This window comes from Proteus hauseri ATCC 700826 (assembly GCF_001654965.1).
Classification (GTDB): domain Bacteria; phylum Pseudomonadota; class Gammaproteobacteria; order Enterobacterales; family Enterobacteriaceae; genus Proteus; species Proteus hauseri.
The window spans coordinates 59,095-80,930 of record NZ_LXEV01000017.1; the positions used below are offsets into that span (position 1 = coordinate 59,095).

The following is a 21,836-nucleotide window of genomic DNA, read 5'->3' on the forward strand; positions in this document are numbered from 1 at the left end:
ACCATGGAACATTATATAAGCCTATTTGTTAGAGCGGTTTTTATTGAGAATATGGCACTCGCATTCTTCTTAGGAATGTGTACTTTTATTGCCGTATCTAAAAATGTAAAAACAGCTTTTGGTTTGGGTGTCGCAGTAACCGTTGTATTAGGTCTTTCTGTGCCATTGAATAACCTGGTTTACAACTATGTGCTACGTGATAACGCATTGATGGAAGGAGTTGATTTAAGTTTCTTAAATTTCATCACTTTTATTGGTGTAATTGCGGCATTAGTGCAAATCCTTGAAATGATTTTAGACCGTTATTTCCCTTCGCTGTATAACGCGTTGGGGATCTTCTTGCCACTTATAACCGTTAACTGTGCCATTTTCGGTGGTGTGTCATTTATGGCGCAGCGTGACTATAACTTTAGTGAATCTATAGTTTATGGTTTCGGCTCTGGAATTGGTTGGATGTTAGCCATCGTATTACTGGCTTCTATCCGTGAGAAAATGAAGTACGCGGATGTACCGGCAGGTATGAAGGGATTAGGCGTTACTTTTGTCACCACAGGGTTGATGGCATTAGGTTTCATGTCCTTCTCTGGTGTTCAGCTATAAAGGGTGAGAAGAACTCATGGATATAATTATTCTAGGTGTTGCGATGTTTACCCTGATTGTATTGGTGCTAACTGCTTTGATTTTGTTTGCAAAATCAAAGTTGGTCAATACAGGGGATATTGAAGTAGAGGTCAATGGCGACCCCGAAAAAAGTTTTCATGCACCAGCAGGTGATAAATTACTCAATGTTTTATCAAACGAAGGTATTTTTATCTCGTCAGCGTGTGGTGGTGGTGGTTCTTGTGGCCAGTGCCGAGTAAAAGTACTTGATGGTGGTGGTGATATTTTACCCACCGAACTTTCTCATATTAACAAACGTGAAGCTAAAGAAGGGTGTCGTTTAGCTTGTCAGGTAAACGTCAAAAATAACCTGAAATTAGAACTACCAGAAGAGATTTTTGGTGTTAAAAAATGGGAATGTGAAGTTGTCTCTAATGATAATAAAGCAACGTTTATTAAAGAATTAATACTCAAAATTCCAGAGGGTGAGGTTGTTCCTTTCCGTGCTGGTGGCTTTATTCAAATAGAGTGTCCACCTCATACAGTACGTTACGAAGATTTTGATGTACCTGAAGAGTACCGTGAAGATTGGGATAAGTTTAATTTATTCCGTTATGTTTCTGATGTAAAAGAGACAACGGTTCGTGCATATTCTATGGCTAATTACCCTGAAGAGCACGGTATTATCATGTTAAATGTGCGTATTGCAACGCCACCACCTCGTAATCCTGATGTACCACCAGGAATTATGTCATCTTATATTTGGTCGTTAAAACCGGGTGATAAAGTGACAATTTCCGGACCATTTGGTGAGTTCTTTGCTAAAGAAACCGATGCAGAGATGATCTTTATTGGTGGTGGTGCAGGTATGGCACCAATGCGTTCTCATATCTTTGATCAGTTAAAACGCTTACATTCTAAGCGCAAAATTAGCTTCTGGTATGGTGCTCGTTCTGTGCGTGAAATGTTCTACACCGAAGATTTCGATATGCTTGCAAAAGAAAACGAAAACTTTACTTGGAATGTCGCGCTTTCTGATGCACTACCTGAAGATAATTGGACTGGTTACACTGGCTTTATTCATAATGTGCTTTTTGAAAATTACCTCAAAAATCACCCTGCACCAGAAGATTGTGAATTCTATATGTGTGGGCCACCAGTGATGAATGCAGCAGTTATTAAAATGCTGAAAGATTTAGGTGTTGAAGATGAAAATATTATGCTTGATGACTTTGGTGGTTGATCCAAATTCTCTATAAAGCATGAATGAAATGACAAGCGCCCACATCTGTGGGCGCTTATGATCAGAAGAGAGAGTTATGTTAAAAACAAAGATGATAAATTGGATAGTGATGGTGTTTGCGCTGGTATTATTATCTGCATGTGGTGAAAAACAGCAGGTATTAGAAGGCGAAACAATGGGAACTTATTACTCGATTAAATATGTTCCTGATAGTAATTCACCTCCACAGGCCGTCTTACAGACAGAAATTGATCGTATTCTTGAAGAAGTTAATGATCAGATGTCAACATATCGTCCTCATTCTGAATTAAGTCGTTTCAACCAAAGCCGTGAAATCAATACACCATTTCCTGTTTCAGCAGCAACCGCAAAAGTGGTGAGTGAAGCCATTCGCATTAACAAAATGACTGATGGCGCATTAGATGTCACCGTTGGGCCTTTGGTTAATTTATGGGGGTTTGGTCCCGAAGGCCGTTTTACTCATCAACCTTCAGAAGATGAGTTAGAAAAACGTAAACAGTGGATTGGTATTGATTATCTAACAGTGGAAGGTAACTCATTAATTAAAAAAATTCCTGAGCTTTATGTCGATTTATCTTCTATTGCTAAAGGTTATGGTGTTGATGTCGTTGCAGAGTATTTGATCTCTCAAAATATCACTAATTATATGGTGGATATTGGTGGAGAAGTAAGAACTCAGGGCGTGAATGGTAACGATAAACGCTGGCGTATCGCGATAGAAAAGCCAGCTAATGACGGTACCAATCAAAGCGTACAATTAATAATTGAACCGGGTGATAATTCAATTGCCACCTCTGGTGATTATCGTAATTACTTTGAAGAAGATGGAATACGTTTTTCTCATACTATTGACCCAACAACTGGCCGTCCTATTAAGCATAACCTTGCGTCAATTACAGTGATTGTACCAAATTGTATGAGCGCTGATGGCATTTCAACAGGGTTAAACGTATTAGGGCCAGTAAAAGGCTTAGAAGTCGCGAATGAGCTAAATATTCCTGTCTTTATGATAGTTAAAACTGAAAAGGGGTTTGAAGAGCGTTATAGTAAGGCATTCGCCCCATTTTTGAAAAAATAGAATTTAAGGAGAGAAGGTTATGTTAAAAATATTTCTTTTTGCCTTCATCTTGTTCCTGCTGGCATTTTTTGGCATGGCGTTAGGTTATATTGTTAAACGCAAAAGTATTCAAGGTAGCTGTGGTGGTTTAGGTTCTATTGGTATTGAAAAAGAGTGCGATTGTCCAGAACCTTGTGATGCACGTAAAAAGCGAATGGCAAAAGAAGCTGCTCGTCAGGAAGTATTAAATAAAAATCGTATTTTATAAATTGAATTGAAAGTGATAGATAAGTAAATAGTTTGGTATCGCCGCTATTATTTAATCGATCAACATAAATCAAATAAAAAGAGTGACGCTAATATTTAACGTCACTCTTTTTTCTTATAAATAATTGGAAATGTTATAACTAAAATATTAATCTTTTTTAAAGCTCTTCATATTCGCAGGCGAATCAACCATAACGGCGTCAGCACCTAATTGTGTGGCTTGATCATAGTCTTTTTCTGTGTTGATACCAAACAGAACGATATGTGCATTGCCACCCGCACGAAAACAAGACATAGCATCTTTATTCCAACTTAAAACAGATGCTGATTTTGCTTCGCCTAATGTGTATTTTTCTACGACTTCAACTTTACGGTGTAGTTCTAATCCGTACCAACGAGTCACATCAAGATTTTCTGGTAACAAGCAAATTTGCCCCATTGTAATGTTTGCCAGAATGTCACGAGTGACATCTCGGCTTTCAAACCGCTGTACATTATCAGGTAATGCATCAAGGAATTTGGTATTCGTTGAATAAACGCGGGTACGATGTAGTGCATTATTGCGATTTAATACAGTTGCTAATGCATTACCTTGTCTGACAGGATCAGCATCAGGTGATTTTAAATCGAGATAGAATTGCGTGTTTGGGAACTGAGTTAGAATATATTCTAACGTTGGGATAGTAATGCCCTTGTTACGATAAGGGTATTGTTGTTTTTCACCGTATTGATAGCCCGCGTCTAATTTTGCTAACTCTTCAGCTGTGAATTGAGAAATAACACCTTGTTCATTTGTTAGGCTCTTTAAATCACTCGGTCGATAAAGCACAGGGATATTATCTTTTGATAATTGTAGCGTTATCCAAATGGCATCCGCTTGGTTATTGAGCGCTGTTTTTATAGCGATTTCAGTATTTTCAGGGGCGTCCGCAGCGCCCCCTCTATGTGCAATAATTTTAGGAGAGGCCATAAGAAAAATAGAATAAAAAAAGAGAGAAGTTGCGATGAATAATTTAACCATGAAAATTCATTTCCTTGTTTTATATGGTTATTTACATGAATGTATGAATAACAAAAAATAAATTCAGAGCAAGTAAGGCAGCAAAAAACAATCTATCATCTCTTTGTGACAATTCTATAACTAAACGGACTTATTCAGAGTTTTATGAGAAAAACACCCTAAATGAGGGAGCATAAACAAGGATAAAAATTGTAGTTAATATTCAATTGCTGTATATTTAAACAGTAAATTATTGAGAGTGAATTGTATGCGTAAAATTATTCATGTTGATATGGATTGTTTCTATGCTGCGATTGAAATGCGAGATAACCCAGCATTAAAAGATATTCCTATTGCTGTGGGAGGAAATGCATCTAGGCGTGGCGTTATTTGTACTGCAAATTATCCTGCACGCCGTTTTGGTGTACGTAGCGCGATGTCTACAGCCAATGCCCTTAAGCTTTGCCCTCACTTAACCGTATTACCGGGTAGAATGGCACTATATAAAGAAACATCAGTAAGGATCCGCCAAATTTTCTCTCGTTATACTGATCTCATTGAGCCGCTTTCACTTGATGAAGCTTACCTTGATGTTTCCGATAGTGTGCACTGTCAGGGGTCAGCGACGTTAATTGCTCAAACGATCCGCCAACAAATTTTTGATGAATTACATTTAACCGCATCTGCTGGAATAGCACCGATTAAGTTCTTAGCCAAAATTGCCTCTGATATTAATAAACCCAATGGACAATTTGTTATTACACCAGAACAAATGGACGACTTTATTTTAACGTTACCACTGAATAAAATTCCTGGGGTAGGTAAAGTGACTTTTACGCGATTACAAGAAATGGGATTAAAAACTTGTGCTGATATTCGCCGTACTGACGTTATTTCTTTAGTTAAAGCGTTGGGAAAATTTGGACAGAATTTATGGGAGCGTAGTCATGGCATTGATGAGCGTTTAATAAATCCAGATAGGTTAAGAAAATCAGTTGGCGTAGAACGTACTTTTGCTGAAGATATTAATTCATGGGATGAGTGTCGTAAGTTACTTGATGGGCTATATGACGAATTAGAAAAACGATTAATAAAAGTAAAACCGGATTTACGCATTGCTAGACAGGGTGTAAAACTAAAGTTCGATGATTTTCAATTAACTACACAAGAACATACGCATCCTATTTTAGAAAAAGAAGATCTCGTTAAAATTGCTTATCAAGCTTGGCATGAACGTAGAAATGGGCGAGGAGTGAGATTAGTTGGATTTCATGTCACATTACAAGATCCTCAAATCGAACGGCAACTTCTTTTAGCGTTATGAATATTAAAATAAAACCCGCAATTGCGGGTTTTATTTTGGCTACAGCTCAGTGTTATTATTTAGCAGGGATTGCTTTTAAAATTGCTGTTAATAACTGCCAGTATTGACCTACGCTCTTAATATGAACGCGTTCATCTGGTGAGTGTGCACCACGAATCGTTGGACCAATAGAAACCATATCCATATCTGGGTAAGGTTTTTTGAATAAGCCACATTCAAGACCTGCGTGGATCACCATGATGTTTGGCACTTTATCAAATAATTGCTGATAAGTGTCACGCACTAGGTGCATTACAGGAGAATCCGCATCCGGTTTCCAACCTGGGTAGCCACCTTTGCTTTCGATATCTGCTTTAGCAAGTTTTGCTAATGCTGTCAGCATACTAACAACATAAGTTTTACCACTATCAATCAGAGAGCGAATTAAACAAAGGATCTCAATTTTATTATCAACAATGCTGACAACACCTACGTTTAATGAGGTTTCAACGACACCTGCAACGTCATCACTCATACGAATAACACCATTTGGCATTGCATTCAGTAGATTGATAAAACGTTGTTGGCAATCAGCAGAGAAAGCTTGTTTATCTGTAGTGGTATCAATTAATTCAACTTTTAGATTTTTTTCAGCAATAGCTAATTCGCTTTTTAATAAAGCTTCAAATTTTTCTTTAAGCGCTTCTAACTTGCTAACGTTTTCAGATGGAACAGCAAATACAATATTCGCTTCACGAGGAATAGCATTACGCAGTGTACCACCGTGGAAATCAATTAATTTCAGTGATAATTCGTCTGCATGACCCGCTAAGAATCGCGCTAATAATTTATTAGCGTTACCTAAACCTAAATGGATATCACCACCAGAGTGACCACCGTTTAAGCCTTTTAACACGAGTTGTTTTACGACATGATTGGCAGGAATAGCGTCATAAGAGAGGCTTACTGTGGTTTTAACATCAATACCACCAGCACAACCCATATAGATTTCGCCTTCTTCTTCTGAGTCAGTGTTGATCAGGATATCTGCTTGCAACCAACCTGGTTGTAAACCGAAAGCACCATCCATACCCGTTTCTTCGGTCATGGTTAAAAGTACTTCTAATGGGCCGTGTTTTACAGTGTCATCAGCCAGTACAGCAAGTGCAGATGCCATACCTACGCCGTTATCCGCACCCAGTGTAGTACCTTTTGCTTTGATCCACTCACCATCAACATAAGGTTGAATCGGATCTTTAGTAAAATCGTGTTCAGTATCGTTATTTTTTTGTGGCACCATATCTAAGTGTGCTTGTAAAACAACGGTTTTACGATCTTCCATGCCTTTGGTTGCTGGCTTGCGAATTAAAATATTACCGACAGCATCACGTTCAGCAAAAAGGCCTTTTTCAGCGGCCCAAGAAAGAATATGAGAGGCTAAGGCTTCTTCATGATGTGATGGATGTGGAATAGAACAAATTTTTGCAAAAATATCCCATAGTGGTTGTGGGGATAGAGTAGATAGTTCAGACACGATGAATCTCCTATAACAGCATCTGTGTTATGAATAGCCTACCGCTTTATTTAAGGGTTAGCTTTATTATTCTGAGCGTTATACGCCAATGTAACCGAGAATATCATTTTATTTTGAGGAATGCGTCATTCTATTCATATCTCTATCTAAGAAATTAGATCTCTATGTAAGATTAATATTTTATATAGTTTGTTTTATAGTCAAAAAAAGACTTGTTAGTAAAAAATGAGAATAATCTCGTCAGATTTCACCTTTTCTCTGGTTTTTAGGTGCTTAAATCACTATAATCTCGCGCAACCTTTTTTTCCGCAAAAAAGCTTCTCTCGAATTCAAGTAGCTAGGATCACAATATTATGAGCGAAAAATATGTTGTAACGTGGGATATGTTGCAAATACATGCCCGTCAATTGGCGCAACGTTTATTACCAGTCGAACAATGGACAGGCATTATAGCTGTCAGCCGCGGGGGATTAGTTCCTGCTGCATTACTTGCTCGTGAATTAGGTATCCGTCATGTGGATACTGTCTGCATTTCTAGCTATGATCACGATCATCAGCGTGACCTCAAAATCTTAAAAAAAGCAGAAGGCGATGGTGAAGGCTTTATCGTCGTTGATGATTTAGTCGATACTGGCGGCACAGCTAAAGTTATTCGTGATATGTATCCCAAAGCCCACTTTGTGACTATCTTTGCTAAGCCTGAAGGTAGCCCATTAGTTGATGATTTTGTGATTTCTATTCCACAAAATACTTGGATTGAGCAACCTTGGGATATGGGTGTTGCTTTCATTCCACCAGTATGTGACCAAAAATAAATTCTATAGCGAGTCATTAATTTAAATTACAAACTAATGACAGTTATGAAAAAGTCCTCGCATTTCTTTAATGTGGGGATTTTTTTTACTTGTTTACCTGACTGCCTATTTTTATCCTTATCAATATTATGCTTGAGTGCTGTCGAATGGTGTGATTAGCACAGTACAAGCTGATTTCATGCTATGATGAATTCAGACATTTTATCCCCTTTTTATTGGATACCCACTGATTGATGAGTGATATGGCAAACAATACAAACCTTTCTGAAACACTGTTTAAACCTCGTGCAAAACATGCAGAAACATCAACGTTAATACAGTACACACACCCAAAAACGAATATCAATACGCATTCAATACTCAATGGGACGAGTCAACAGAATTGGTATCGTACTATTCAGCGATTATTGTGGATTTGGCGTGGTATTTCTCCAATTGAAATAGAAGAGGTACTGAGTCGAATCGCCGTTCTTGATGCACCTCGTAGTGATGAAAAATTTATTGATACTGTTGTGGGGTATCGCCGCGGTGGTTGGTCGTTTGAGTGGTCACACCAAGCGATGATTTGGCAACAAAAAGCGTTGAGAGAAGAATCTGGTGATGCAGCAGCAGATTGTTGGTTACGCGCTGCTAATCTTTATAGTATTGCCGCTTATCCATTTATTAATGGTGATTTTCTTGCTGATCAAGCCGTTGTTTTAGCAATGAAAGCATTTGAAAACTCAATGAAGTTTTCTTCTTTTGAAGTGAAAAAATTAACGTTCAAATTAGCAGGCAAAGGAAATACAACCGGTTTTCTTCATCTACCTAAAGATTGCCGAGGGCCTTATCCAACAGTGATTTTTTGTGGTGGATTAGACGGTCTTCAAAGTGATTATGTTAGCTTTTTTAGAGATTACCTTTCACCTAAAGGTATCGCAATGCTGACGTTAGATATGCCTTCAATTGGTTATTCATCAAAACAGAAACTCACTGAAGATACTTGCCAACTTCAAGGTGAAGTATTGACTCAACTTTCTGAAATACCTTGGGTTGATCATACCCGTATCGGTGTAATGGGGTTTCGCTTTGGTGCAAATATTGCCGTTCGTTTGGCATATATTTATCCGAAGTTAATTAAAGGTGTGGTGGCATTAGGACCTCTTATTCACGCTTTCTTTACCCAAGCAGAGTTACAGAAAAAAATTCCAGTTATGTATCTTGATGTTTTAGCGAGCCGATTGGGGTTATGGAATATAGATGAAAATAACCTACGTTTATCATTAAGTAGCTATTCGTTGAAAAACCAAGGATTAATTGGCAGAAGAATTCCTGTGCCTATGATGGGGGTGTATTGGAAAGGGGATGAAATTAGCCCTAAAGAGGATTCTCAGCTAATTGCTCGCTCTTCAATGGATGGCGATATTCTTGCTATTAATGAAAAACCGCTTTATGAGGGGTTAGAGTTAGCGTTACAAAAGAGTGCAGATTGGATCTATAATAAATTAATATAATTAATTTTAAACAATAACTTGCTAATTATATTAGATTAGATAACAGTAGGGTCTCTAAGGAGACTGAATTTATGACTTTATCTTTGAACCCTACCCAAGGTAAGTTGTTGAAGCGTTTTGCTCAAATTGGACCTTATATCCGAGAGCAACAATGCAAAGATAGCCAGTTCTTTTTTGACTGTTTAGCTGTTTGTGTTAATAAGAAAGCCGCACCAGAAAAACGTGAGTTTTGGGGCTGGTGGATGGAATTAAAACGCAACAATGAGCAACTTGTTTATTATTATCAAGTTGGGCTATTTGATAAAAATGGTGACTGGATTAATCAGACCATAAATAAAAGTGATGTTACAGAATCAATAAATGAAACACTCATTCGTTTTCATGGTTTCTTGCAAACAGCTGTAAGCGAATTAGAGATGTCATTGTCACCCGATGAAAAAATGAACAAATTTCCTCTTCCCCTTAAGCCCTAATTTTGTGTTAGGGCAACTTTTCATAGATTTTGCGTTATGTCGGTTGGCATAACGCTTCTCTCCTGATAAAACTGTGTATGATCTTTTAAATCAACAAAAATGGTAAATGTTATGAGTAGCAGCCAAACGCTGGTTGTTAAACTAGGGACAAGTGTACTTACTGGTGGTTCACGACGTCTGAATCAATCTCATATTGTTGAGTTGGTTCGCCAATGTGCAAAACAACACGAACAAGGGCACCGCATTATTATTGTTACTTCTGGCGCAATTGCTGCTGGACGCGAGTATTTGAATTACCCCGATTTGCCAGCAACTATTGCTTCTAAGCAGTTATTAGCAGCAGTAGGACAAAGTGCATTAATTCAAGTATGGAAACAACTCTTTGCAATTTACGGCATTCATATTGGGCAGATGTTATTAACACGTGCTGATATTGAAGACAGAGAGCGTTTTCTTAATGCGCGAGATACGCTGAATGCTTTATTAGATAACCGTATTATTCCTGTTATCAATGAAAATGATGCTGTAGCAACCGCAGAAATTAAAGTGGGTGATAACGACAATCTTTCGGCTCTAGCGGCTATTTTAGGTGGCGCTGATAAACTGTTATTACTTACAGATATCGAAGGCCTTTATACCGCAGATCCTCGTAGTAATCCTGATGCTAAATTAATTCCAGAAGTTTTTGATATTAATGATGAATTACGCAAAGTAGCTGGTGATAGTGTGTCTGGTTTAGGAACAGGTGGTATGGCGACTAAACTTCAAGCTGCAACAGTAGCAGGGCGCGCTGGCATTGATGTTGTTATTGCAGCGGGTATTCAACCTGAAGTTATTGCAAAAGTCATTAATGATGAGCCTGTTGGAACGTTATTTCATGGCCTAAAAAGTCCTCTTGAGACACGTAAAAGATGGATTTTTGGCGCACCTATAGCGGGTGTTATTGTGGTAGATGAAGGCGCAGAAAAAGCAATTAAAGAGAAGGGCAGTTCTTTATTACCAAAAGGTATTAAAGAAATTAAAGGTGATTTTTCCCGTGGATCTGTTATTCGCATTCAAAGCTTACAGGGAAAAGATCTTGCTCATGGTGTCGCTCATTATAATAGTGATGCATTACGCTTAATTGCAGGGCATCATTCACAAGAGATCAGTCAAATATTAGGCTACGAGTATGGCAGTGTAGCTGTACATCGTGATGATATGATAGTCAGTTAAGGGTTCATCAATATGTTAGAACAAATGGGTAAAGCCGCAAGAGAAGCCTCTTGGCACTTAGCGCAGCTTTCAACAGAACAGAAAAATCAGGCATTATTAATGATGGCTGATTTACTAGAGCAACAAGAAGCACAAATCTTAGCGGCAAACGAAAAAGATATGCAAGCGGCTCGTGATGCGAATATCAATAGCGCAATGTTAGATCGTTTATTGCTAACCACTGAACGCCTAAAAGCAATCGCTGATGATGTGCGCCAAGTTTGTCGCTTAGAGGATCCTGTTGGTCAAGTTATTGATGGGCGTATATTAGATAGCGGATTACGTTTAGAACGCCGCCGTGTTCCATTAGGTGTTGTGGGTGTTATTTATGAAGCTCGGCCTAATGTCACCATTGATGTCGCCTCTTTATGCCTAAAAACAGGTAATGCTGCCATTCTTCGTGGTGGTAAAGAAACGCATCATACTAATCAAGCTGTTGTTGCTGTTATTCAACAAGCTATGGAACAATGTGGTATTCCTGCGGCTGCGGTTCAAGCTATTGATAAACCAGATCGTGAATTAGTCGCGCAAATGCTAAAAATGGATCAATATATTGATATGTTGATCCCTCGAGGTGGTGCAGGATTGCATAAATTATGTCGTGAACAATCCACCATCCCTGTTATTACGGGCGGAATTGGTGTTTGCCATACTTTTGTGGATGAAAGTGCTGATTTAGACAAAGCGTTAACGGTGATTGTTAATGCAAAAGTACAACGTCCAAGTGCCTGTAATTCACTCGAAACTTTATTGATTCATGAAAACATTGCAGCCGATTTTTTGCCGCTATTAAGTGATGCAATGGCGGCTGAAAATGTGACTTTGCATGCAAGTGAAAAAGCACTTGCAGGGCTGAAAAAAGGTAATGCAAAGATTGTTGATGTAAAAGATGCTGATTATTGTGATGAATGGTTATCTTTGGATCTCAATGTTGAAGTTGTTAGCGACTTGACGGCTGCAATTCAACATATTCGCCATTATGGTACAGCGCACTCTGATGCGATTTTAACGCAGTCTATCGCTAATGCAGATCGATTTGTACGCCAAGTAGATTCTGCGGCTGTTTATGTTAATGCGAGTACTCGATTTACTGATGGTGGCCAATTTGGTTTAGGTGCTGAGGTTGCGGTGAGCACACAAAAACTTCACGCAAGAGGCCCTATGGGATTAGATGCGCTGACAACTTATAAGTGGATTGGTTACGGCGATAATACCCTACGCCGCTAATAGCCAGTGTCTTATATTGAGCCATGCTTTTTATAAAGTGTGGCTTTATTTTTTTTTATTGTTAGGTATGATGTTTTACACTTTACATATTGTAAATTATTAATTACACCCTAAAAGGGGCACACACTATGGAGATAGTGCATTTTATGGAAAATATCGTTTACCTTATCGGTCCACGAGGTGCAGGAAAAACAACAGTAGGTAAAGCGCTTTCTCTCTCTTTAAATCATGAGTTTATTGATACAGATTATTGGATAACTAATAAATATCAACAAACTATATCATCCATGGTGGAGAATAAAGGCTGGGATTTTTTTCGCAAAATAGAATCGGAAGCATTAATCCAAGTTAGCCAACCAAATAGAGTGATTTCTACTGGCGGTGGAATGATATTAGCCGATAATAATCGTACTTATATGAAATCTAGGGGTGTCACAATTTATTTACAGGCGTCATTGGAAACACTAGTCTCTCGTTTATCAGATGATCCTAATGTAGCCCAAAGGCCAAGTTTAACGGGACAAACATTATTGAGCGAAGTACAAAGTGTGCTTACAGAGCGTGAGGCATTATATTTACAATGTTCTGATATTATTGTTGATGCGGGATTATCAATAAGCGAAATTATTAAGACAATTCTCATAAAATTACCAAAATAATTAAGAAGTCGTCTGATTCAAGGGTAAAAAAGACCATATCTATTTTATTTTCATCATATCCTATTTATAGTAAGGCTAATTATAGCAAAATGAGATATGGATATGATGTTGATAGCGTTTTTTAAAACACTATTTAAATTCTTATTTAGAGTAAGAATTGAAGGACTTGTTAACCAGTTTTCACAATATGAAAAATGTATAATTACGCCGAATCATACTTCTTATATTGATGGAATATTATTACGCTTATTCTTACCTATTAATCCTGTATTTGCTGTTTATACCTCTGTTGCAACTGCTAAAACGACGAAATGGTTAGGTCGTTATGCGGATATTGTACCTCTCGACCCCGCGAATCCAATGGCAGTGCGTCAACTTGTAAAAGAAGTTGAAAAGGGTCGTCCCGTTGTTATTTTTCCAGAAGGAAGAATTACAGTAACGAATGGATTAATGAAAATTTATGAAGGGGCTGCGTTCATTGCTGCAAAATCTGGTGCTAAAGTGGTTCCCGTTAGAATTGAAGGTGCTGAATTTAGTTATTTTTCGCGAGTACGCAAAAGTCTTAATATGAAGTGGAAGTTTTTTCCCCAATTCATCATAAAAGTATTACCTGCCGTTGATTTACCTATGCCTGATGCAGAAAAATCCTCAGAACGTCGTCGATTAGCGGGTGAAATGCTACGTGATATTATGATGGACGCTATCATGCAAACTCGTGCTGAAATTACACTTTATGAAGCCTTTTTACGAGCAATGTCCCAATATGGACGCTTTAGCCCTTTAATTTCAGATATCAACCTAAAAGAAGATACTTACAATGGGTTGTTGAAAAAATCATTAGGTATGAGTCGGTTAATTGAGCGCTACACTCAGCCAAATGAACGCGTTGGTTTATTACTACCCAATACGACAGTAACGGCGGCTGCACTATTTGGTGCGACTATGCGCCAACGGGTTGTTGCAATGCTGAACTACACCGCAGGAAGTCTTGGTGTACAAAATGCGATGAAAGCGGCATCTATTAAAACGATTTTTACCTCACGCCAGTTTTTAGAAAAAGGGAATTTATTACATATTCCTGAGCAAACGCCAGAAGCAAACTGGATCTATCTTGAAGATTTAAAAGATAGTGTAACCAGTGAAGATAAACGCTGGATCGCGAAACATCTTTTAATGCCACATAAAGCAATGTTGCCGCAAAAAGCAGAAGATGCTGCGGTTATCTTGTTTACTTCAGGTTCTGAAGGCACACCCAAAGGGGTTGTTCACAGCCATTCAAGTTTACTTGCTAACGTGGATCAAATTCGTGCTATTGCGGATTTTTCTCCGCGAGACCGTTTTATGTCGGCATTACCGTTATTCCATGCATTTGGATTAACCGCTTGTCTATTAACACCTATTTGTTTAGGTGCCAGGGTATTCCTTTATCCAAGCCCATTGCATTATCGGGTGGTTCCTGAATTAGTTTATGACCAAAATTGTACAGTGCTATTTGGTACTTCAACATTTTTAGGCAACTACGGTAAATTTGCTCACCCATATGATTTCACTCGTGTGAGATATGTCGTTGCTGGGGCTGAAAAACTGTCAGAAGCAACTCGTTTGTTATGGCAAGAAAAGTTTGGCATCCGTATTTTAGAAGGGTATGGCGTAACAGAATGTGCGCCAGTCGTTTCTATTAACGTACCAATGAGTGCAAAAACACATACTGTTGGACGTTTATTACCAGCAATGGAGTGGCGACTAATTTCTGTTTCAGGAATTGCACAAGGGGGACGTTTGCAATTACGCGGTCCTAACGTAATGAAAGGCTACTTAAGAGTAGAAGCACCTGACAAATTAGAAGTGCCTGTAGCAATAAATGCTGAAGGTATTGAAGAAGAAGGTTGGTACGACACAGGTGATATCGTCACAATTGATAGCGAAGGATTTTGCACGATAAAAGGTCGTGTAAAACGTTTTGCAAAAATAGCAGGTGAAATGGTTTCTCTTGAAGGGGTTGAGCAACTAGCTCGTAAAGCATCTTCAGGTGAACATGCTGCTGTGACTATTAGTGATGTACGCAGAGGTGAATCACTAGTGCTATTTACTACAGATAAGCAGCTCGATAGAAGTCAACTTTCGACAATAGCCAAATCAGAAGGTGTCGCTGAAATTGCTGTTCCAAGAGATATCCGTTTTATCAAAGACATTCCTGTTTTGGGAAGTGGGAAAACGGATTTTGTTTCATTGAAAAAACTCGCTGAACAGGGAATTAGCTAATGTCAGAAAATATCAGCCAGCTTCCTTTAATGAGTAAGGGAATGAAAGCTGTTCTTTTATCGCAATTTCTTTCAGCCTTTGCTGACAACGCGTTACTTTTTGCGATATTAGCTCAGTTTAAATCAGCTCTTTATCCTGAATGGAGCCAACCTGTTTTACAAATGGTTTTTGTGCTGGCTTTTATTTTATTAGCCCCTTTTGTTGGACAGGTTGCAGATCGTCACCCTAAAGGTAGGGTGATGCTGAGCGGAAATATTCTAAAGTTTGTTGGCGCATTTCTTATTTGTGTTGGCTCTGATCCTTTCTTGGGATATGCCTTAGTTGGTATTGGTGCGGCGGTTTATTCTCCTGCTAAATATGGCATTTTGGGTGAATTAACAGATGGTGAAAGACTCGTTAAAGCAAATGGGCTGATGGAGGCCTCAACAATTGCTGCTATTTTATTAGGTTCAGTCATTGGTGGGCTGTTATCTGATTGGAGCATTGTATTCGCATTGGGCGTTTGTGCTGCAATGTATGCATTAGCGGTATTTTTCAACTTTGGCATTCCTAAATTATCAGTGGCTCAAATTGGTCGAGGCTGGAACATTAAAAAAATGTTCACTCAATTTATTGAGGCTTGTAAAACATTGTGGAGCGATAAAGAAAGTCGTTTTTCTTTAGTCGGTACCAGTATGTTTTGGGGCGCCGGCGTCACCTTACGCTTTTTACTGGTACAATGGGTGCCTATCGCATTGGGTATGACGGATAATACAACGCCAACTGTTTTAAATGCGATGGTGGCTATTGGCATAGTGGTTGGTGCTGGATTAGCGGCTAAGTTTGTTACATTAAAAACGGTTCGCCGCTGTATGCCTGCGGGTGTATTAATTGGTCTTGGCGTGGTTTATTTCTCACTACAAACCACTATCATTCCATCTTATTTAATTTTAATTATCATTGGTATTTTTGGTGGTTTCTTTGTGGTTCCATTAAATGCGTTATTGCAAGACAAAGGAAAACACAGCGTTGGTGCGGGTAATGCAATTGCTGTGCAAAATCTTGGCGAAAACTCAGCCATGCTATTAATGTTAGGGCTATTTTCCCTTGTGACTAGTTTCGGCGTTTCAGTTGTGAGCATTGGTATTGGTTTTGGGGCGATATTCGCACTAGCTATTGGTGGATTGTGGATATGGGATTACACAAGAAAGAAATCTTAACTATTGAATTTTGAATAGAGGTCAACATTACCTTAATGATAAATAATGATGAAATGACTCGCCTTAGTATTGAGGTGGGTAAAGTATTAATCGAAAAAAAAAGTACATTAACAACAGCAGAATCTTGTACAGGTGGATGGATTGCCAAAGTCATCACAGATATAGCAGGAAGTTCTGACTATTATCATCGAGGCTTTGTGACTTACAGCAACGAAGCCAAACATGAAATGATTGGTGTTAATGAACAAACTTTACTTGAATATGGTGCTGTTAGCGAAGAAGTCGTTTGCCAAATGGCAAAAGGTGCATTATTAGCGGCAAATGCTGATTTTGCAGTCTCTGTTAGCGGCATAGCTGGCCCTGGTGGCGGAAGTGCAGAAAAACCTGTTGGACTGGTTTGGTTTGGTTTTGCAGCAAGAACCGTAAAGGGTATTCATGTGAGTGCAAAACACTGTATATTTGCAGGTTCTCGTGAGCAAGTAAGAGCGCAATCCGTTGTTTTTTCTTTAAAATCAATGCTTAAAGAAATTATCAATAATTAACTTGATACTGTATGATTATACAGTATAATAAATTTCAACAAGCAAAATCATATACGTTTTAATGGTAGTGAACCCAACTTTTATGCTTCACTGCCCAGAGGGAGATAACATGGCTATTGATGAAAACAAACAAAAAGCACTGGCCGCAGCACTTGGCCAAATTGAAAAACAATTTGGTAAAGGGTCTATCATGCGTCTGGGTGAAGATCGTTCAATGAACGTTGAAACCATCTCTACAGGTTCTTTATCATTAGACGTTGCATTAGGTGCTGGTGGTTTGCCTCGTGGTCGTATTGTTGAAATCTATGGGCCAGAATCTTCAGGTAAAACAACATTAACATTACAAGTTATCGCATCCGCTCAACGTGAAGGTAAAATCTGTGCTTTTATCGATGCTGAACACGCATTAGATCCAATTTATGCACAAAAGCTAGGTGTTGATATTGATAACCTATTATGTTCACAACCCGATACGGGTGAACAAGCTCTGGAAATTTGTGATGCGTTATCTCGCTCTGGTGCTGTCGATGTTATCGTTGTTGACTCCGTTGCTGCATTAACACCAAAAGCTGAAATTGAAGGCGAAATAGGTGACTCACACGTTGGTTTAGCTGCTCGTATGATGAGCCAGGCTATGCGCAAATTAGCGGGTAACCTGAAAAACTCTAACACACTCCTTATTTTCATTAACCAAATTCGTATGAAAATTGGTGTGATGTTTGGTAACCCTGAAACAACAACTGGCGGTAATGCACTTAAGTTTTATGCTTCGGTTCGTTTAGATATCCGCCGTATTGGTTCAGTGAAAAATGGTGATGAAGTTGTTGGTAGCGAAACTCGCGTTAAAGTCGTTAAAAATAAAATCGCAGCACCATTTAAACAAGCTGAATTCCAAATTATGTACGGTGAAGGAATTAACACATTTGGTGAATTAATCGATTTAGGCGTGAAACATAAATTGGTTGAAAAAGCAGGTGCTTGGTATAGCTACAATGGTGAGAAAATTGGTCAGGGTAAAGCTAACTCAACCAATTATTTAAAAGAACACCCAGAAATGTACAATGAATTAAACACTAAATTACGTGAAATGTTATTAAATCACGCGGGTGAATTCACGAGTGCAGCTGATTTTGCTGGCGATGATGCTGGTAAAGATATTGAAGAAACTGAAGAATAATCTTTATATGAGACAAATATTGTTGCGTTAATACTATAAACTCTACATTGTTATAAAAATAACAACATTTTATTAGTTAATTAACGTGATATTGATTGTTTTAGAAAAAGGCGCATGAAAATGCGCTTTTTTGTTTTTGTATATTGTCATTTTATTGATTATTTTTCTTTTGTCTATTTTAAATTCTTATGTTTTTTGTTTTTGTGGTTTTTACTGTTGCAATGCTAACAATAACGATATTTTAATCTAATGGTTGGAGGTATTGTTATATAAATCAATATATAGTGAAATATTAATGATATATTATCTTAAGTTATTAATGAAAATGATAACTATTAATGATTTTATATTCTAAATGTATTGAAATTTTTGATGCGTTAATATTAATAACAACAATATATTTGAATGCTTTGATGTTGTTTTTTTAGCTACATTTTTTTATTTTATTAATTGTATGATAATAAATTCTTTAAATTTATATAGTTAACGCTATCATTTTTTATTTATTAACAATAACAAATGGTGTTTTCTTTCTTTAGAACAGTAAAAGAAAAAATAAATGTGAATCAGAGATGGCTATTTAATTAATAATGAGATAAACCTTAATAAGAAATACTTTTTAATAATTACAAAATGAAAATATTTTTATTGCCTTCGCTAGTTTTGCTTTATTTCTTCTTATTTCAATAAAAGTATCATTCTTGGTACACAATCCTACTTTCAGAAAAAAACTAGACGATTTACAATGTCAACACGAATAAGTTTATCGGGGGTTTTACTTCTGACCGAAGAAATTCTATCTTATCCCTACTTATATATTCGTTGGTTAAGTAGAGGTAACAATAACCTCCTCTTACTAAATTTCTAATTTCTGTTTTTCCAGCTTGATTTCGGGATAATTATGAGCAAAAGCACCGCTGAGATCCGTCAGGCGTTTCTCGACTTTTTTCATACTAAAGGACATCAAATAGTACCAAGCAGTTCTTTGGTTCCAAATAACGATCCAACATTGCTGTTTACGAACGCAGGGATGAACCAATTTAAAGATGTATTTCTTGGATTGGACAATAGACCTTATTCCCGAGCGACAACCGCGCAACGCTGTGTGCGTGCGGGTGGTAAACATAATGATTTAGAAAATGTGGGTTATACTGCGCGTCACCATACTTTTTTTGAAATGCTTGGTAATTTCAGCTTCGGTGACTATTTCAAACATGATGCAATCAACTTTGCGTGGGAATTATTAACTGGCAAAGAGTGGTTTAATTTACCTAAAGAAAGACTTTGGGTAACAGTTTATGCCAGCGATGATGAAGCATATGATATTTGGAATAAAGAAATAGGTATTCCACAAGAACGTATTATCCGTATTGGCGACAATAAAGGTGCGCCATTTGCATCCGATAACTTCTGGCAAATGGGCGACACAGGGCCTTGTGGCCCATGTACTGAAATATTTTATGATCATGGTGACCATATTTGGGGCGGCCCTCCAGGATCACCTGAAGAAGACGGCGACCGTTATATTGAGATCTGGAATATCGTCTTTATGCAATTTAACCGTAAATCAGATGGCACAATGGATCCATTGCCAAAACCTTCTGTTGATACGGGAATGGGGCTAGAGCGTATTACGGCAGTCCTACAGCATGTAAATTCTAACTATGATATTGATTTATTCCGTTCATTAATTGAATCTGTCGCAAAAGTAACTAATGCTTCAGATTTAAGTAATAAATCACTACGCGTTATTGCTGACCATATTCGTTCATGTTCATTCCTGATTTGTGATGGTGTTATCCCTTCAAATGAAGGTCGTGGATATGTTCTACGCCGAATTATTCGTCGTGCTGTACGTCATGGTTATATGTTGGGCGCGAAAGATACTTTCTTCTATAAATTAGTTGCTCCATTAATTGATGTAATGGCAGAAGCGGGTGAAGAACTTAAACGTCAGCGTGTTACTGTTGAAAAAGTTCTACAAACAGAAGAAGAACAGTTTGCACGTACCTTAGAGCGCGGTCTTCAATTATTAGATGATGAACTTGCACAATTAACGGATAATGTTCTTCCAGGTGAAACAGCATTCCGTCTTTATGATACTTATGGTTTCCCTCTTGATTTAACTGCTGACGTTTGTCGCGAAAGAAATATCAAAGTTGATGAAGACGGCTTTGAAGTGGCAATGGAAGAGCAACGTAAGCGTGCTCGTGAATCAAGTGGTTTTGGTACTGACTATAATGATTTAATCAAAGTTGATAGCCGTAGTGATTTCTCTGGTTATGAGCATAATGAACAGCAGGGTACAATCACTGCGATTTTCCATAATGGTCAAGCTGTTACGGAGCTTAAATCGGGTGAAGAAGGTATTATCTTCTTAAATAAAACCTCATTTTATGCAGAATCTGGCGGTCAGGTTGGTGATAAAGGTCTATTAATTGGCAAAGATAGCCAATTTGAAGTGACTGATACGCAAAAATACGGTAAAGCTATTGGTCATATTGGTAAGGTTAATTCAGGTTCATTTATTGTTAACCATAAAATTAATGCCACTATTGATGTTGCACGCCGTGATGCTATTCGTTTAAACCACTCTGCAACTCACTTATTACATGCTGCATTGCGCCAAGTATTAGGTACGCATGTAACGCAGAAAGGTTCTTTAGTTAGCGATAAATACCTGCGTTTTGACTTCTCGCATTTTGAAGCGGTAAAACCAGAACAATTACGTGAAATTGAAGATATCGTCAATGCTCAAATCCGTCTAAATTCACCTGTTGTTACAGAGTTGATGGATCTTGAAGATGCCAAAGAAAAAGGTGCTATGGCACTCTTTGGTGAAAAATATGATGAACGTGTTCGTGTTTTAACGATGGGTGATTTTTCTACCGAGCTTTGTGGGGGGACTCATGCATCTAGAACGGGTGATATTGGTTTATTCCGTATTACCAGTGAATCAGGCACAGCGGCTGGCGTCCGTCGTATTGAGGCAATTACTGGTGTGGCTGCCATTGAGAGCATTCATGAACAATCTGATTTGATTTCTCTTGTTGCTCAGGTTCTAAAAAGTGATGGTACAAACTTGGTTGAAAGAATTAAAACTGTCCAAGAAAAATACCGTGTATTAGAAAAAGAACTCCAACATTTGAAAGACCAACAAGCAGCTCAAGAAAGTTCTTCGTTGGGACATCAGGCTAAAAATGTGAAAGGTATCAAACTTTTAGTTCGTGAGCTGAATAATGTCGAGCCAAAAATGTTAAGAACAATGGTTGATGATTTAAAAAATCAATTGGGTTCAGCAATAATTGTGCTTTCTACTATTTCTGATGGTAAAGTGAGTTTAATTGTTGGGGTCACTAAGGATTTGACTGCTAAAGTTAAAGCTGGTGAATTGATTAGTTTTGTAGCACAGCAAATCGGTGGTAAAGGCGGTGGTCGCCCTGATATGGCTCAAGCAGGCGGTACAGATGTAAATGCATTACCTGCTGCTTTAGCGAGTGTTGACGAGTGGGTTGAATCGCATCTTTAAGCGATGACTACCTGAAAAAAGGCGTTATTCCCTATTTTATAGGGATAATGCCTTATAGAGATGTTGAAGATTCGTTAAATATTCAATGAGAAAATTTATATTTTGTTATGAAGTATAAGTGACTTGTGATAAATAATGATTATACGAATTGACAATGTATGATGGATAATGGCCGGGAAAT

At 38.0% G+C, this 21,836-nt stretch carries 18 protein-coding genes; 16 read left to right on the plus strand and 2 right to left on the minus strand.

Features of this window, described 5'->3' with window-relative positions; translation table 11 throughout:
* Positions 1–3: 3 nt before the first annotated feature.
* The 4 genes from nqrE to nqrM all read left to right on the plus strand — a co-directional run bounded on the left by nqrE (position 4) and on the right by nqrM (position 3,189).
* Positions 4–600 carry an NADH:ubiquinone reductase (Na(+)-transporting) subunit E gene (gene nqrE, locus M997_RS06110; protein ID WP_064719228.1) on the plus strand — a complete coding sequence of 199 codons (597 nt, stop codon included), beginning with the start codon at positions 4–6 and terminating at the stop codon, positions 598–600.
* Between the two features lie 16 nt (positions 601–616).
* Positions 617–1,843, plus strand: a complete 1,227-nt coding sequence (nqrF, locus tag M997_RS06115) for an NADH:ubiquinone reductase (Na(+)-transporting) subunit F (protein WP_064719229.1) — start codon at positions 617–619, stop codon at positions 1,841–1,843.
* Between the two features lie 76 nt (positions 1,844–1,919).
* On the plus strand, positions 1,920–2,942 hold the full coding sequence (locus M997_RS06120; RefSeq protein WP_064719230.1) for an FAD:protein FMN transferase: 1,023 nt from the start codon (positions 1,920–1,922) through the stop codon (positions 2,940–2,942).
* A 19-nt stretch (positions 2,943–2,961) separates the two neighbouring features.
* Positions 2,962–3,189, plus strand: a complete 228-nt coding sequence (gene nqrM / locus M997_RS06125; RefSeq protein WP_064719231.1) for a (Na+)-NQR maturation NqrM — start codon at positions 2,962–2,964, stop codon at positions 3,187–3,189.
* A gap of 147 nt (positions 3,190–3,336) precedes the next feature.
* Here the strand turns inward: nqrM and M997_RS06130 are convergent, their stop codons facing one another.
* Positions 3,337–4,209 carry a glycerophosphodiester phosphodiesterase family protein gene (locus M997_RS06130; protein ID WP_064719232.1) on the minus strand — a complete coding sequence of 291 codons (873 nt, stop codon included), beginning with the start codon at positions 4,207–4,209 and terminating at the stop codon, positions 3,337–3,339.
* A gap of 247 nt (positions 4,210–4,456) precedes the next feature.
* Here M997_RS06130 and dinB point away from each other — a divergent pair, with 247 nt between their 5' ends.
* The gene (gene dinB / locus M997_RS06135) at positions 4,457–5,512 is read left to right on the plus strand and encodes a DNA polymerase IV (RefSeq protein ID WP_064719233.1); all 1,056 of its coding nucleotides are present in this window, start codon (positions 4,457–4,459) and stop codon (positions 5,510–5,512) included.
* Between the two features lie 55 nt (positions 5,513–5,567).
* Here dinB and pepD read toward each other — a convergent pair whose 3' ends face one another.
* Positions 5,568–7,025, minus strand: a complete 1,458-nt coding sequence (pepD, locus tag M997_RS06140) for a beta-Ala-His dipeptidase (protein ID WP_064719234.1) — start codon at positions 7,023–7,025, stop codon at positions 5,568–5,570.
* Positions 7,026–7,378: 353 nt separating this feature from the next.
* On the opposite strand from pepD, the gene gpt reads away from it, so the two are divergent.
* From gpt to alaS, 11 genes are all read left to right on the plus strand, one after another.
* Entirely contained in the window at positions 7,379–7,840 is a 462-nt protein-coding gene (gpt, locus tag M997_RS06145; RefSeq protein WP_064719235.1) for a xanthine phosphoribosyltransferase, read from the plus strand.
* Between the two features lie 242 nt (positions 7,841–8,082).
* Positions 8,083–9,333 carry an esterase FrsA gene (gene frsA / locus M997_RS06150; protein ID WP_064719266.1) on the plus strand — a complete coding sequence of 417 codons (1,251 nt, stop codon included), beginning with the start codon at positions 8,083–8,085 and terminating at the stop codon, positions 9,331–9,333.
* A gap of 71 nt (positions 9,334–9,404) precedes the next feature.
* A complete protein-coding gene (crl, locus tag M997_RS06155) occupies positions 9,405–9,806 on the plus strand; it encodes a sigma factor-binding protein Crl (RefSeq protein WP_064719236.1) in 402 nt (133 codons plus the stop codon).
* 111 nt (positions 9,807–9,917) lie between these two features.
* A complete protein-coding gene (gene proB, locus M997_RS06160) occupies positions 9,918–11,021 on the plus strand; it encodes a glutamate 5-kinase (RefSeq protein WP_064719237.1) in 1,104 nt (367 codons plus the stop codon).
* A gap of 12 nt (positions 11,022–11,033) precedes the next feature.
* Positions 11,034–12,287, plus strand: coding sequence for a glutamate-5-semialdehyde dehydrogenase (gene proA / locus M997_RS06165; RefSeq protein WP_064719238.1), 1,254 nt, complete (start codon positions 11,034–11,036; stop codon positions 12,285–12,287).
* Between the two features lie 146 nt (positions 12,288–12,433).
* Positions 12,434–12,946 (plus strand): shikimate kinase AroL, encoded by a 513-nt coding sequence (gene aroL / locus M997_RS06170; protein WP_064719267.1) that lies wholly within the window; start codon positions 12,434–12,436, stop codon positions 12,944–12,946.
* Between the two features lie 102 nt (positions 12,947–13,048).
* On the plus strand, positions 13,049–15,208 hold the full coding sequence (aas, locus tag M997_RS06175) for a bifunctional acyl-ACP--phospholipid O-acyltransferase/long-chain-fatty-acid--ACP ligase (RefSeq protein ID WP_082918394.1): 2,160 nt from the start codon (positions 13,049–13,051) through the stop codon (positions 15,206–15,208).
* The gene (lplT, locus tag M997_RS06180) at positions 15,208–16,407 is read left to right on the plus strand and encodes a lysophospholipid transporter LplT (RefSeq protein ID WP_064719239.1); all 1,200 of its coding nucleotides are present in this window, start codon (positions 15,208–15,210) and stop codon (positions 16,405–16,407) included. Before aas ends, lplT begins: the two co-directional genes overlap by 1 nt.
* Positions 16,408–16,442: 35 nt before the next feature.
* Positions 16,443–16,949, plus strand: coding sequence for a nicotinamide-nucleotide amidase (gene pncC, locus M997_RS06185; protein WP_064719240.1), 507 nt, complete (start codon positions 16,443–16,445; stop codon positions 16,947–16,949).
* A gap of 109 nt (positions 16,950–17,058) precedes the next feature.
* Positions 17,059–18,126 carry a recombinase RecA gene (gene recA / locus M997_RS06190; protein WP_064719241.1) on the plus strand — a complete coding sequence of 356 codons (1,068 nt, stop codon included), beginning with the start codon at positions 17,059–17,061 and terminating at the stop codon, positions 18,124–18,126.
* 901 nt (positions 18,127–19,027) lie between these two features.
* Positions 19,028–21,655, plus strand: a complete 2,628-nt coding sequence (alaS, locus tag M997_RS06195) for an alanine--tRNA ligase (RefSeq protein ID WP_064719242.1) — start codon at positions 19,028–19,030, stop codon at positions 21,653–21,655.
* Positions 21,656–21,836 lie beyond the last annotated feature (181 nt).